Origin of the sequence: Neomesorhizobium albiziae (assembly GCF_900114255.1) — a bacterium.
GTDB lineage: Bacteria > Pseudomonadota > Alphaproteobacteria > Rhizobiales > Rhizobiaceae > Neomesorhizobium > Neomesorhizobium albiziae.
On record NZ_FOSL01000004.1, the window covers coordinates 140064 to 153918 of the forward strand.

The 13855-nt window shown below is 62.5% G+C and carries 16 protein-coding genes and 1 tRNA gene; 11 read left to right on the top strand and 6 right to left on the bottom strand.

Annotated elements, in window-relative coordinates:
• Position 1 precedes the first annotated feature (1 nt).
• The 4 genes from F3H98_RS09095 to F3H98_RS09110 all read right to left on the bottom strand — a co-directional run bounded on the left by F3H98_RS09095 (position 2) and on the right by F3H98_RS09110 (position 2564).
• A complete protein-coding gene (locus F3H98_RS09095; RefSeq protein WP_149759823.1) occupies positions 2-223 on the bottom strand; it encodes a Trm112 family protein in 222 nt (73 codons plus the stop codon).
• A gap of 32 nt (positions 224-255) precedes the next feature.
• Positions 256-927, bottom strand: a complete 672-nt coding sequence (locus tag F3H98_RS09100; RefSeq protein ID WP_149759824.1) for an LON peptidase substrate-binding domain-containing protein — start codon at positions 925-927, stop codon at positions 256-258.
• A gap of 52 nt (positions 928-979) precedes the next feature.
• Positions 980-1987, bottom strand: a complete 1008-nt coding sequence (gene trxA, locus F3H98_RS09105; RefSeq protein WP_149759825.1) for a thioredoxin — start codon at positions 1985-1987, stop codon at positions 980-982.
• A gap of 79 nt (positions 1988-2066) precedes the next feature.
• Entirely contained in the window at positions 2067-2564 is a 498-nt protein-coding gene (locus tag F3H98_RS09110) for a prolyl-tRNA synthetase associated domain-containing protein (protein ID WP_149759826.1), read from the bottom strand.
• A gap of 201 nt (positions 2565-2765) precedes the next feature.
• Between F3H98_RS09110 and F3H98_RS09115 the strand changes: the two genes are divergently transcribed.
• Positions 2766-2840, top strand: a tRNA-Gly gene (locus F3H98_RS09115).
• Positions 2841-3021: 181 nt separating this feature from the next.
• Here the strand turns inward: F3H98_RS09115 and F3H98_RS09120 are convergent.
• Entirely contained in the window at positions 3022-3738 is a 717-nt protein-coding gene (locus F3H98_RS09120) for an HAD family hydrolase (protein WP_149759827.1), read from the bottom strand.
• Positions 3739-3870: 132 nt separating this feature from the next.
• On the opposite strand from F3H98_RS09120, the gene holA reads away from it, so the two are divergent.
• The 5 genes from holA to F3H98_RS09145 all read left to right on the top strand — a co-directional run bounded on the left by holA (position 3871) and on the right by F3H98_RS09145 (position 8250).
• Complete coding sequence (gene holA, locus F3H98_RS09125) at positions 3871-4917, top strand: DNA polymerase III subunit delta (RefSeq protein ID WP_149759828.1); 1047 nt, start codon at positions 3871-3873, stop codon at positions 4915-4917.
• A 27-nt stretch (positions 4918-4944) separates the two neighbouring features.
• Positions 4945-5424 (top strand): GNAT family N-acetyltransferase, encoded by a 480-nt coding sequence (locus F3H98_RS09130; protein WP_149759829.1) that lies wholly within the window; start codon positions 4945-4947, stop codon positions 5422-5424.
• 162 nt (positions 5425-5586) lie between these two features.
• A complete protein-coding gene (gene rlmN / locus F3H98_RS09135) occupies positions 5587-6822 on the top strand; it encodes a dual-specificity RNA methyltransferase RlmN (protein WP_149759830.1) in 1236 nt (411 codons plus the stop codon).
• Positions 6819-7274 (top strand): hypothetical protein, encoded by a 456-nt coding sequence (locus F3H98_RS09140; protein ID WP_149759831.1) that lies wholly within the window; start codon positions 6819-6821, stop codon positions 7272-7274. Before rlmN ends, F3H98_RS09140 begins: the two co-directional genes overlap by 4 nt.
• 70 nt (positions 7275-7344) lie before the next feature.
• Positions 7345-8250: an SMP-30/gluconolactonase/LRE family protein gene (locus tag F3H98_RS09145; protein ID WP_149759832.1), complete on the top strand. Its 906-nt coding sequence runs from the start codon at positions 7345-7347 to the stop codon at positions 8248-8250.
• A 37-nt stretch (positions 8251-8287) separates the two neighbouring features.
• Here F3H98_RS09145 and F3H98_RS09150 read toward each other — a convergent pair whose 3' ends face one another.
• Complete coding sequence (locus F3H98_RS09150) at positions 8288-8929, bottom strand: LysE family translocator (protein WP_149759833.1); 642 nt, start codon at positions 8927-8929, stop codon at positions 8288-8290.
• A 171-nt stretch (positions 8930-9100) separates the two neighbouring features.
• Here F3H98_RS09150 and F3H98_RS09155 point away from each other — a divergent pair, with 171 nt between their 5' ends.
• The 5 genes from F3H98_RS09155 to F3H98_RS09170 all read left to right on the top strand — a co-directional run bounded on the left by F3H98_RS09155 (position 9101) and on the right by F3H98_RS09170 (position 13850).
• On the top strand, positions 9101-10228 hold the full coding sequence (locus tag F3H98_RS09155) for a TRAP transporter substrate-binding protein (protein ID WP_149759834.1): 1128 nt from the start codon (positions 9101-9103) through the stop codon (positions 10226-10228).
• Positions 10229-10289: 61 nt separating this feature from the next.
• Positions 10290-10937, top strand: a complete 648-nt coding sequence (locus tag F3H98_RS09160; RefSeq protein WP_149759835.1) for a TRAP transporter small permease subunit — start codon at positions 10290-10292, stop codon at positions 10935-10937.
• Complete coding sequence (locus F3H98_RS09165; protein ID WP_149759836.1) at positions 10934-12355, top strand: TRAP transporter large permease; 1422 nt, start codon at positions 10934-10936, stop codon at positions 12353-12355. Before F3H98_RS09160 ends, F3H98_RS09165 begins: the two co-directional genes overlap by 4 nt.
• A gap of 18 nt (positions 12356-12373) precedes the next feature.
• Positions 12374-12544, top strand: a complete 171-nt coding sequence (locus tag F3H98_RS31040; protein ID WP_188130376.1) for a hypothetical protein — start codon at positions 12374-12376, stop codon at positions 12542-12544.
• Positions 12545-12626: 82 nt separating this feature from the next.
• The gene (locus F3H98_RS09170; protein WP_149759837.1) at positions 12627-13850 is read left to right on the top strand and encodes an argininosuccinate synthase; all 1224 of its coding nucleotides are present in this window, start codon (positions 12627-12629) and stop codon (positions 13848-13850) included.
• The last annotated feature ends 5 nt before the right edge of the window (positions 13851-13855 follow it).

The following is a 13855-nucleotide window of genomic DNA, read 5'->3' on the forward strand; positions in this document are numbered from 1 at the left end:
ATCAGCCGGAGCCCGGTTTGGCATCGTCATCCGAAACGATCTGCCGCGCCTCGGAGGGCAGCATGATCGGGATGCCGTCGCGCACCGGATAGGCGAGCTTCGCCACTTTCGAGATCAGCTCTGATGAGGCAGGATTCCACACCAGCGGACCCTTGGTGAGCGGACAGGCCAATAGTTCGAGAAGTTTGGTGTCGATCTTGGCATCGCGGGCAAGGTCGGTCATGGGATCCTTCGCCGGTTGAGGAGGTGTTTCCCTCATTGCAGGCTCGTGCCGAAATCATCCTGATCGCGCGCCAACGCCATTTCGGTGATCGCGATCAGCGTTTCGGCACGTGTCTTGAGGTCAGGTGCTTCCAGCAGCGCCTGTTTTTCTGCAGCTCCGTAGGGTGCCATCATCGACAATGCGTTGACCAGCATGGCGTTCTCGGCCCGGCTCACGCTCTCCCAGTCCGCCTCGAGGCCATTGGCGTCGAGATAAGCGCGAAAAGCCTTCAGCAACGCCGGACGATTGACCTCGCCAGCGCCGTGCTCCTCGCGGAGGTCGGCGCCGAAAGACGCGATGCGGCACTGGCGGAACGGCGTCTTGACCGAGAGTTCGGAGATAACCCTGAAACGGCACACGCCCTGAAGGGCAATGAGGTAGCGACCGTCGCCCGTCTCGGCGAGCGAGGTGATACGGCCGAGGCAGCCCACCTTGCAAAGCAGCGGCTCTCCATCCTCGCGAACTGCATTGTCGAGGCTAGGTTGCACCATGCCGATCAGCCGCCGCCCGCTCATGGCGTCGTCGACCATCTGCAGATATCGGGGCTCGAAGATATTCAGCGGCATGCGCCCGCCGGGCAGCAGCAGGGCAGCCGCGAGCGGAAAAACCGGGACAACGGTCGGAACATCCGAACTGCGCCGATAGTGAGCATTGCCCGCCTGCACGCCAAATCTCCAGTTCAGCCCATGCGCGCGGGAGCGAATGCGCCCGCGATGCTTAAGAAAAGAGCACCGACGAAAGTTTCCGCCGCGCCGCCAGGGTCGCATCGTCGGCCATGCCCCAAGCTTCAAAGAACTTCAGCAGCTGGGTGCGGGCGCCATCATCATTCCAGGCGCGGTCGGCCTTGACGATCGCCAGCAGATTGTCGGCGGCCTCGGTGCGCTTGCCCTGCGCGTTCTGGACCATCGCCAGATCGAAGCGCGCCTGATGATCACCGGGGTTTGCGACGAGACGCTTTTCGAATTCGGCGGGATTGCCCAGTTCATCGGCCTGCTTTGCCAGCGCCATCTTTGCGCGGACGGCTGCAAGCACAGGGACATCCTGCTTGTCTTCAGGCGCGGTTGCCAGAAGCTCCTCGGCGGCAGCCGAATCGCCCGCCTCGAAAAGCAGATCGGCCAGGCCGGCCATGGCTTCGACATTGTCCGGGACTTCCTGGAGCATGGCGGAATAGATGTCGGCTGCCGTCTGGGCGTCGCCGGTTTCGCGGGCCTCGGCGGCTGCCTTCAGCGCGTCGGCTATGCCAGGTTGTGCGCCGTCCTTGCCGGCGACCTTCTGAATGAAATCACGAATCTGGGTTTCGGGGATGGCGCCCATGAAGCCATCGACGGGCTGACCGTTCTTGAAGGCGATTACTGCGGGGATCGACTGGATGCCCAGCTGGCCAGCGATCGAGGGGTGGTCGTCGATGTTCATCTTGACCAGCTTGACGCGCCCGCGCGCCTCACGAATCGCCTTTTCCAGGGCTGGGGTCAGCTGCTTGCAGGGGCCGCACCAGGGCGCCCAGAAGTCGACCAGCACCGGCTGCTTGCGCGATTCCTGGATGACATCCTGCGCAAAGGTCGCGGTGGTTGTGTCCCTGATAAGGTCGGCAGGCGCCGCGAGACCAAGCCCGGCGCCGTTTTCGGGCTCGCGCGGCGTCGAGCCGTTCTGCGCCGTCGAACCGAACTGAACGCTGGGAGCCGAGTACTGGCCCGCGCCGCTGTAAGGATTGTCCCGTCCGCTCATCTCAGCCCTTTCGATCGCACAGACCTGCTGCCGACATTTTTCACACGCCGCCGCAGCTTCGTTCGCCCCAATGTGGCAATCATTCCGACACTTTCAAGATAGCAGGTTCGTGCCCAGTTGCCCGGAGGAATCGCACGAGATCGCCGGCCGTTATCGAGGTGGTCGCCGTGTTGGTCAGCGGGTGCGCGTTGATGACCTCATGTTCCATGAGGCCGCTGTCGATCACGACCTGCACCTTGCCTTGCGCATCGTTGATGGCGCCGAACGCCGTTACCGCGCCCGGCATCACGCCCAGAAGATCAAGCAGCGCTTCCGGCTTTCCGAACGACACGCGGCTTGCCGCGCCGATCTTCTGGTGGACCGATTTGAGGTCGACGGTCGCCTCTTCATCCACCGTGACCAGGAAGAAATTGTCCTTCCTATCCTTCAGGAAAAGGTTCTTGGTGTGACCGCCGGCAATTTCGCCCCGCAAAGCCTGCGAATCGGCCACGGTGAAGAGCGGTGGATGGGTAACCGTCCTCACCTCGATCCCCAATCCGTCGAGGAAGGCAAACAATTCTTCGGTGGATTTGGGCATCGGCATTGGTTCCGGTTGAGCGGACCGATCTATTTCCAATGCCGCGCCGGGACAAGAGAAAACGCCGCGCCCGGGCAGCATTGCGCTAAGCCGGGAGGCTTTCGAAGCCGTTTTGTCGCGGGTTCAAAATGTCTGTTTTCCCTGTTGCATTCGCTTCGCTCTTCGGCCATATAAGCGCGGCTTGCGGCAGACGCCGCGCGAGCGGGTGTAGCTCAGGGGTAGAGCACAACCTTGCCAAGGTTGGGGTCGAGCGTTCGAATCGCTTCACCCGCTCCAATAACTTCTCCACGAAAAGGCCGCGGTTTTCCGCGGCTTTTTCGTTTTCTGGCAGGGCATTCCCGGCCGAAAACAGCGGCGTTCTACCCGATTTTTCGGTGTCGGATAGCCATGACCATACTCCCAAGGTGTAGCGGGTCGGACGCGGATTTTGGATCCGAAGAAGTGGGAAGCCGCCGGTTCAGCGGCGGCTTTCGGCGATCTCGGCAACCAGGCCGACGAGTTCCCCGATATGGCCGAGCCGGCGGAAGCGCGGTTCGCCCACGGGTTCTTCGACCCGCTCCGCCACCCAGGTGAGGTCGTGCGGGATATAGGCGCCCCAGCTTCCAGCCTGTATCGCCGGCACGATGTCCGACTTCAGCGAATTCCCGACCATCATGCTGTGCTCCGGGCCGCCGTGGCGGCCGAAGATGCGCTCGTAGGTGGCGATGTTCTTGTCGCTGACGATTTCGACGGCGTCGAACAGTTCACCCAATCCGGATTGCGCAAGCTTGCGCTCCTGGTCGAAAAGATCACCCTTGGTGATCAGCACCAGGTGGAACGAGCCGGCAAGCTGTTCCAGCGTTTCGCGAACCAGCGGCAAGGTCTCGACCGGATGGCTCAGCATTTCCCGCCCGGCGGCAAGAATTTCGCCGATGGTCGCCGCCGACACCCGCCCGGCGGTCAGCTCGATTGCTGTCTCGATCATCGACAGTGTGAAACCCTTGATGCCGAAACCGTAGAGTTGCAGGTTGCGTTTCTCGGCCTCCAGCAATCTGCCGGATAGCTGCTCGGGCTCGGCATAATCGGCCAGAAGTGCGGCAAAGCGCTGTTCGGTCAGCCGGTAGAAATGCTCGTTCTGCCAGAGCGTGTCGTCGGCGTCGAAGCCGATAGTGGACAGGGAAGCTGCTGGCGACATTGAGATTTCTCGAACCAGTTATGATGTTTGCGACACTACGCCGGCAGGCCGCTGGGCTTCAACGGTTCATCGGGCTGCTAAAATCACAGGGATAACGATTCATCGCGCCGGAATATTGTGTTAGCGAGGACCATGGCTCAGAAAAAGGCGCATGAGGTCGATGGCTGGCTGGCCCGGCGCGACCCGCAGAAATCGATCCTGCTGTTTTACGGCCCCGACCGTGGGCTCGTGTCGGAGCGTGCCCGCAAGATCGCGGCTTCGACCGGCCTGTCGGCCGACGATCCATTTTCCGTGGTCCGCCTTGACGCTTCGGAAATCGACCAGACGCCGGGCCGCCTGATCGACGAAGCACGAACGGTGCCGATGTTTTCGGACCGGCGGCTGATCTGGGTGCGCAATGCCGGCGCGCAGAAGGGCCTCGCCGACGACGTTAAGGTGCTTGCGGCGCAGCCGCCGCGCGACGCCGTCATTCTGATCGAAGCCGGCGACCTGAAGAAGGGCGCACCCCTTCGCGCCACCGTGGAGGCGTCGGAGCATGCGATGGCGCTACCCTGCTATGCCGACGAGAGCCGCGGCATCGACAGCCTGATCGACGAGGAGTTGCAGAAGGCCGGCCTTTCCATCGCGCTGGAGGCGCGGCAGGCGCTGAAGCGCAGCCTGGGAGGCGACCGGCTGGCGTCGCGCGGGGAGCTGGAGAAGCTTGCTCTTTATGCGGGTGAGAAGAAGCAGATCACGCTGGACGACGTGAAGCTGATGATCGGCGATGTCGCGGGCCTGTCGCTGGACGATGCCATCGATGCAACGCTCGAAGGCAAGCCGGCCGATTTCGACATCGCCTTCGCCAGGTTCGGGGGCGGCCAGGCTGCGAGCCAGGTGCTGGGTGCGGCGATGCGGCAATTCCATGCCCTGCAAGCGATGCGCGGGGCCATGGATGCCGACGGGCGCAATGCGGCTTCCGTGGTCGCCTCGGCGCGGCCGCCGGTCTTTTTCACGCGCCGCAAGACCGTGGAGAGCGCGCTGATGCGATGGAACTCGGAATCGATCGTGCGCGCGCTGGCGTCCCTGCAGGCAGCGGTGCTGCAGGCGCGCCGGCGCGCCGACCTTGCGGAAGCGATCGCCCGGCAGGCGCTGCTCGCCATCACCATCGAGAGCGCCAGGCAGCGCGACCGTCACGGATAGAAGCCGCCAAGTGGGCGCAGGCTCAGCATGTACAAAATCATCGACGGCACGAAGACACATCTCGACGCTGCGGCGCAGATCTGGGCCGAGGCGACCAGCGCCCGGGACGGGGATGATGATGTCGCACAGCTCGACCTTTCGCGACCGGTGATGGCACGGGTGCTGGAAAGTTCCGCGCGCGCGTTTCTGCTCGTTGCCGTCGATAGCAAGGGGACGGCGACCGGCTTTGCAGCCATTGCACCGGTTCCCGGCGAAGTCGAATCCGCGGAGCTCCATTATGTCGGCGTGAACCCACGCGCCTGGGGCGGTGGCGTCGGCAAGGACTTGATGGCCGCCATCCCCAATGTGCTGAAGGAGCGGGGGTTCTCGACGGCGAAGCTTTCCGTTTATTCCGACAATCCGCGCGCGGTCATTCTTTATGAAAAGATGGGCTGGCGCCGTCACGGCGCCCCGACGCCGCATGCCAGGTCGGGCCGGCTGGAGCAGGAATACCGGCTCTCGCTCTGACGGGCCGCCGCGACACGTGGGCGCGGCAGCGTGACGCCGCCGCGTAGCTGTGATATGTGGCGCCGCAATCTTATTTTTGCGCATGTCGTTATCGCAAAACCGCTGCACACTTTTGCGCGACATGCTTTCGCCGGAAACTTCTCTATCCACGCCAGACCGATCATGACGCTTTCGCTCGACATCACCGATGACAAGACCCGGGCGGCACTTGCCTCTCGCACGGCTGCGCCCGCAAAAGCGTCGCTGATCGGGCTGACGCGCGCCGAACTCGGCGAGGCGCTGCTCGCCGCCGGCGTCGTGCCGGAGCGCCAGGTGAAGATGCGCGTCCAGCAGCTCTGGCATTGGCTCTATGTGCGAGGCGTCTCCGATTTCGGCCACATGTTCAACATCTCGAAGGATCTGCGCAGCGAACTGGCGAAGCATTTCACCATCGCCCGGCCGGAGATCGTCGAAGAACAGATTTCGTCTGACGGCACCCGCAAATGGCTGTTCCGGTTTCCCGCGCGGGGAGCAGGCAGGCCTGTGGAGATCGAAACGGTCTATATCCCGGAAGAAGGCCGCGGCACGCTGTGCATCTCCAGCCAGGTCGGCTGCACGCTGACCTGCTCTTTTTGCCATACCGGCACCCAGAAGCTGGTGCGCAACCTGACGGCGGAAGAAATCCTGACCCAGCTGATGACGGCGCGCGACCGGCTTGGCGATTTTCCCGACCGCGACACGCCGGACGGCGCCATCGTGCCGGCTGAAGGCCGCAAGGTCTCGAATATCGTCATGATGGGCATGGGCGAGCCGCTCTACAATTTCGAGGAGGTCAAGAAGGCGCTGCTGATCGCCTCGGATGGCGACGGCCTGTCGTTGTCGAAGCGGCGCATCACCCTGTCGACCTCCGGCGTGGTGCCGGAAATCTTCCGCACCGGCGACGAGATCGGTGTCATGCTGGCAATCTCGCTGCATGCCACCAACAACGATCTGCGCGACCTGCTGGTGCCGATCAACAAGAAGTATCCGCTTGAGCAACTGATCGACGCCTGCCGCAAATATCCGGGCCTGTCGAATGCGCGTCGCATTACCTTCGAGTATGTGATGCTGAAGGATGTCAACGACAGCCTCGACGACGCCAAGGCGCTGATCAAGCTCCTGAAGGGCATTCCGGCCAAGATCAACCTGATCCCGTTCAATCCCTGGCCCGGCACCAACTACCAGTGCTCGGATTGGGAGACGATCGAGAAATTCGCCGACTACATCAACAATGCCGGTTACGCCTCGCCGATCCGCACGCCGCGCGGACGTGACATCCTTGCCGCCTGCGGCCAGCTGAAATCGGAGTCGGAGCGGCTGAAGAAGCATGAGCGCCTGGCGCTCGAAGCCATGATGATCGCCGGGCACGGCGAGGCGTGAGCGGGCTTCTGCTGATCCTCGGCAGGCTTTTCATGATCCTTGTCGGCTACGTTGCGGCGGCGCTTGCCGCTAGCGCCTTCCTCAATCTGCTGCTTATCGGCATGCTCGACCTACCGGCCGACGTGCTGCCAGACGCGATCCGAGGCAGCTCCATCGTCGCGGTACCCTTCATCGCGATGTTCGTCGCCTGGCTGGCTTTCACGCCGGCGCTGGTTTTCATCGCGATTGCGGAACTTTCCGGCAAGCGCGACTGGCTCTTTCATGCCATCGGCGGCGGCGTGGTGGCCGCCGTCGTTACCGCCGGCTATTTCTGGCAGTCGTCAGGCCCCGGCGACTGGAGCGTCGGCAACCCGATCATCGCGCTCGCGCTGGTCGGCAGCGGCCTTGTCGGCGGCATCGCCTATTGGGCGGTCGCAGGGCGCATGGCCGGCGGCTGGCGTTCGGCGCGGTAATCCCTGCAGCCGGCATTGCCTCCGGAAAAGCGTTTGACTAGCCTGTCGCGTGATCCGAGGGAGACAGGCGATGGCAACTGCGGACTATTACGAAACCCTCGATCCGCGCTTTTCCCGGCTTTTCAACAGCAGTGCCCATGTCGACAAGCTGTTCACCGGCTGTCGCTGGGCCGAAGGCACGGTTTATTTTCCCGCCGGCCGCTACCTGCTGTGGTCCGACATCCCCAACAACCGCATGCTGCGCTACGACGAGACAAACGGCCAGGTCAGCGTGTTCCGCGAGCCCTGCGGCAACACCAACGGCCATACCGTCGACCGCCAGGGCCGGCTTGTCTCATGCGAACATTCGGGCCGGCGCGTCAGCCGCACCGAGCATGACGGTTCGATCACCGCGATTGCTGAACGCTGGCAGGGCAAGCGGCTGAATTCTCCCAACGATGTCGTGGTGAAATCGGACGGCTCGATCTGGTTCACCGACCCGACCTACGGCATCGATTCCGACTATGAGGGCGACAAGGCCGAGAGCGAAATAGGCCGGTCGCAGGTCTATCGGGTCGACCCGGCGAGGGGCGAGGTAGAGGCCGTCATCACCGACATGATCCAGCCAAACGGGCTCGCCTTCTCCGTTGACGAGACCAGGCTTTATGTCAGCGACACCGGACGCAGCGACAATCCCGTGCATATGCGCGTCTTCGATGTCGACGGCGCCAAGGTTTCCAACGGTCGGCCCTTCGCCAATTGCACCGTCGGCGTCTTCGATGGATTCCGTCTGGACACCGAAGGCCGTATCTGGACCAGCGCCGGCGACGGCATCCACTGCTACGATCCCGACGGCACGCTGATCGGCAAGGTCAAGGTGCCGGAGGAGACCGCCAACTGCGTGTTCGGCGGCATCAAGCGCAATTGCCTCTATATCGCCGGCACGACATCGCTCTACATGGTGCGGCTAATGGTCAATGGAGCGAAGACGTTCTGATCATCCGCGACGAGCTGCCAAGCAGCTCCCGGCGGAGCTACTTCGCCTGCGCGGTGAGAATCTTCAGCGCGAAGGCGGAAAACACACCTGCAAAGAGATAGTCGACCGCTCGCGTCACCTTCGGGCTTTTCCGGAGCAGGCCGGCGAACTTGTCGGCGGCGATCACCATCGGCGTCGTTAGCGGCAGCGACAGCGGAATGAACAGCAGGCCGAGGAAGAACAGCTTGCCCGGCGCGTGCGGATCGCTGGTCGACACGAATTGCGGCAGGAAGGTCATGAAGAACAGGATTATCTTCGGGTTCAGGAGATTGATCCCCAGCCCCATCGCCCAGTTCTGGAACAGCGAACGCCGCTCGCCGCTTTTCTTCTCCGGCGAAAACGCCGAGCCGTGACGGATCGCCTGGTAGGCGAGCCAGACCAGATAGCCGGCGCCGCCGATCTTGAGCGCGAGGAAGGCCTCCGGCGAAGCGACGATCAGCGCCGACAGTCCGAGCGCCACCAGCGTCGTGTGGACGATGATGCCGCTCATCGCGCCGAACATGCATGCAAAGCCTGCGGCGCGCCCTTCCGAAAGCGCCCGTCCGACGAACAGCGTCATGTCGGGACCCGGCGTGATGGCGATGACGAAGGTCGCGATGGCGAACTGGAGGATGATCGGCCAGTCGGGGATGAACGTCATGGAAGGCTCCGCAGCTTCAGGCGCTCTTTCCTATAGTCGAAGCCGAAGGCGTCTGAAAGAGCCACGCATCTGTGTACGCATTTCCAACCTTAGACTGGGTTGCGTAACGTCCTGTATTAAATATGCTAACCAGCGCACAAAACAAAAAACAAGTTCTGGGAGGAGCTTCAAATGACCGAGAAATCGATTTCGCGGCGGCGTTTCCTCGCTACCTCGACCGTCGCCGGTGCGGCTGCGGCGGGTACGCTTGCAGCGCCGGCGGTGGCCACCGCGCAAAGCCCCGTCACCATCAAGATGCAGACATCCTGGCCGGCCTCCGACATCTGGATGGATTTTGCCCGCCAGTACATCGAGCGCGTGGAAAAAATGTCGGGTGGCCGCTTGAAGTTCGAGTTGCTGCCGGCCGGCGCGGTCGTCGGCGCATTCCAGGTGCTCGATGGCGTGAATGACGGCGTCATCGATGCCGCCCACACGGTGCCGGTCTACTGGTACGGCAAGCACAAGGCGGCGTCGCTGTTCGGCACGGGGCCGGTGTTCGGCGGCAGCGCAACCACCATGCTCGGCTGGTTCCACCAGGGCGGTGGCAAGGACTTCTACCGCGAACTTACCCAGGACATCCTCAAGCTCAATGTGGTCGGCTTCTATGGTTTCCCGATGCCGGCGCAACCCTTCGGCTGGTTCAAGAATCCGGTCACCGGTGTGGCGGACGTCAACGGCTTCAAATACCGCACCGTTGGCCTCGCGGCGGATCTCATGCAGAACATGGGCATGAGCGTCGCCCAGCTTCCGGGTGGTGAAATCGTGCCGGCCATGGAGCGCGGCGTCATCGACGCCTTCGAGTTCAACAACCCGTCGTCGGATCTGCGCTTCGGCTCGCAGGACGTCGCCAAGCATTACATGCTGTCGTCCTATCATCAGGCCAGCGAATCCTTCGAATTCCTCTTCAACAAGGATGTCTTCGACGACCTCGACGACGACCTGAAGGCTATCCTGGAATATGGCGTCGAAGCGGTCAGCACCGCCAACACCGCGTTTGCGCTCGACAATTATTCGGCCGATCTGCAGAAGCTGCAGGCCGAGCACGGCGTCACCGTGCACCGCACGCCGAAGGAAATCCTCGATGCACAGCTGAAGGCCTGGGATGCCATCATCCCGATGCTGGAGGCCGACGAATTCATGAAGCGGGTGCTAGACAGCCAGCGGGCGTGGGTCGAACGCGTGGTGTTTTATGAATTGATGAATTCCCCCGATCTGGCGCTTGCCTACGAGCACTATTACCCCGGGAAACTGAAGCTCTGACACGTCGGTGCAACACGAGCCGGCAGGCCAATCCTGCCGGCTCGCTTTCGGGATGCCCGACATGATCCGTTACATCGCATTCGCCGACGCGCTGTCGGCGTGGTTCGGCAAGGTCTTCGCCTGGTGCGTGCTGGCGATGACGCTCGGCGTCGGCTACGAGGTCGTCGTCCGCTATCTCTTCAGCGCGCCGACGTCGTGGGCGTTCGACCTGAGCTATATGCTTTACGGCACCATGTTCATGATGGCGGGCGCCTACACGCTGTCGCGCGACGGCCATGTGCGAGGCGACTTCATCTACCGGCTCTGGAAACCCCGTACCCAGGCAGCGGTGGAACTGACGCTCTATTTTCTTTTTTTCTTTCCAGGCGTAACCGCACTTGTGCTGGCCGGCTGGAAGTATGCAGCGCGCAGCTGGAGCTATCTCGAAGTGAGCTCCAACAGCCCGGCCGGTATCCCGATCTTTCAGTTCAAGTCGGTCATCGTGGCGGCTGGCATCCTGCTCTTCCTGCAAGGCATCGCGCAGGTGTTCCGCTGCATCATCTGTTTGCGCAACGGTCAATGGCCGGCAGCGGCCAGCGACGTCGAGGAAACCGAAAAGCTGCTGATGGAAACCAAGAGCCTCGACGCGCTGCATGATGGAGCCGGGGCCATCGAACTGCCGCCCGGGTTGAACCCGGGCGAATCCCGCGACAACGGAGATCGCAAATGACCGACCCTCAAGTCGCGGTCGGCATGCTGCTGATCCTTATCCTGGCGATCTTTCTCGGCTTTCCGGTCGCATTCACCTTGATGGCGCTGGGCGTCGGCGTCGGTTACTACGCCTATTTCGATGCACACCGCATGTGGCGCACCTATGAACGCGCGATGGAAGCCGGCGCCGACGGCTGGACGCTGACCGAAACCTGGCTCGGCGGCTTCTTCAACAACCGCATCTTCGATCTTTTCGTCAATCAGACCTTTTCGGTGATGTCCAACGATGTGCTGACCGCCATCCCGCTGTTCCTGTTCATGGGCTACATCGTCGAACGCGCCAACATCGTCGACCGGCTGTTTTCGACACTCTACATCGCCTCGCATCGCATCCCCGGCTCGATGGCGGTGGCGGCCCTTGTCACCTGCACCCTGTTCGCGACCGCCACCGGCATCGTCGGCGCCGTCGTCACATTGATGGGACTTCTCGCCTTCCCGGCGATGCTCAAGGCCAAATACGATGTCCGATACGCCTCCGGTGTAATCTGCGCCGGCGGCACGCTCGGCATTCTCATTCCACCGTCGATCCTGCTGATCGTTTATGCCGCCACTTCGGGTGTCTCTGTGGTGCGCATGTATGCCGCGGCACTTTTCCCTGGTCTGCTGCTCGCGGGGCTTTACCTCGTCTATGTCATCGTCCGTGCCTTATGGAACCCCGCCCTGGCGCCGAAACCCAGCAAGGACGATATCGGCGACCACAGTTTCCTCGAAATCAGCTGGATGATGTTCACCTCCTTCGTGCCGTTGGCGGCGCTCATCCTGGCCGTTCTCGGCGCCATCCTTTTCGGTATCGCGACACCATCCGAGGCCGCGGCGGTCGGCGCCTTCGGCGGACTGCTGCTCGCCGCCGCCTACCGCGCGCTCACTTGGCAGCGGCTGAAGGAATCCGTTTATCTTACCGCCCGCACCTCGGCCATGGTTTGCTGGCTTTTCGTCGGCTCGGCCACCTTTGCCTCGGTCTTCGCCTATCTCGGCGGCCAGCAACTCATCAGCGATTTCGTCACCGGCCTCGACATGTCGCCGCTCATGTTCCTTATCCTCGTTCAGCTGATCATCTTCATCCTCGGCTGGCCACTGGAATGGACGGAGATTATCGTCATCTTCATCCCGATCTTCCTGCCGCTACTGCCGCATTTCGGCATCGATCCGCTGTTCTTCGGCATTCTTGTCGCCGTGAACCTGCAGACGGCGTTCCTGTCGCCGCCCATGGCGATGTCGGCCTATTACCTGAAAGGCATATCACCGGCCCATGTCCGGCTGTCCGACATCTTTGCCGGCATGATGCCCTACATGCTGATCGTCATCCTGTGCATGGTGATCGTCTATCTGTTCCCCGGCATCGTCTATTGGCTGCCGAATGTGGTCTACGGGCGGTGAGGAATGGAGGCAAACGGGATGAAAAAGACCAATCTGGCGTCCGCGGTTTTCGCCTATCTCTGCTTCGCCGGGTTCCTCGGCCTTCTTGCCTGGTTCGTGCCACGGCTCGACCTTGTCGTGGTGATCTCGATCGTGCTCGCTTTGGCGCTCTACGACCTCTGGACCGAACTAAGCGCCCGCAGGCGCTGACCGCCGCCGTTCTCTCTTGCGTTGTCCGGAAACGGCGTGATACCTCGCCTCGCGAAACCTCCCTCGCGTGGAACCGTCGAAAATGTCCAAGTGGAAAGACGTCAAGAAGGTCGTGCTCGCTTACTCCGGCGGTCTCGATACCTCGATCATCCTGAAGTGGTTGCAGACCGAGCTCGGTGCGGAAGTCGTCACCTTCACGGCCGACCTCGGCCAGGGCGGCGAGCTCGAGCCGGCCCGTCGGAAGGCCGAGCTAATGGGTATCAAGGATATCCGCATCGTGGATGTCCGCGAGGAATTCGTCTCCGACTTCGTCTTCCCGATGTTCCGCGCCAATGCTGTCTATGAAGGCACATATCTGCTCGGTACCTCGATCGCCCGGCCACTAATCTCCAAGCACCTGGTCGACATCGCCCGCGAAACCGGCGCCGACGCCATCGCCCACGGCGCCACCGGCAAAGGCAACGACCAGGTTCGTTTCGAACTGTCCGCCTATGCCCTCAATCCGGACATCAAGGTCATCGCGCCGTGGCGCGACTGGTCGTTCAAGTCACGCACCGACCTTCTGCATTTCGCCGAACAGCACCAGATCCCGGTGCCGAAGGATAAGCGGGGCGAGGCGCCGTTTTCGGTCGATGCCAACCTCCTGCACTCGTCCTCCGAGGGCAAGGTGCTGGAGGACCCGTGGAACGAGCCGCCGGAATATGTCCACCAGCGCACCGTCTCGCCGATGGACGCGCCGGATGCGGCGACCGAGATCGTGGTTGAGTTCAAGAACGGCGACCCGGTCGCTCTCAACAGCAAGACGCTCTCGCCGGCGACGTTGCTTGCAGCACTTAACGATCTTGGCCGCGACAACGGCATCGGCCGTCTCGACCTTGTCGAAAACCGCTTCGTCGGCATGAAGTCGCGCGGCGTCTATGAGACGCCCGGCGGCACCATCCTGCTTGCCGCTCACCGCGCCATCGAATCGATCACGCTCGACCGCGGCGCGGCGCATCTCAAGGACGAGCTGATGCCGCGCTACGCGGAGCTGATCTACAACGGCTTCTGGTTCTCGCCGGAGCGCGAGATGCTGCAGGCGCTGATCGACAAGAGCCAAGGGGATGTCGAGGGCGAGGTTCGGCTGAAGCTCTACAAGGGCAACGTCATCGTCACCGGCCGCCGCTCGGCGAAATCGCTCTATTCGGACGCGCTGGTCACCTTCGAGGACGACCGCGGCGCTTACGACCAGAAGGACGCCGCCGGCTTCATCCGTCTCAATGCGTTGCGGTTGCGCACGTTGGCGGCACGCGACCGCAAGGGCTGAGCCCG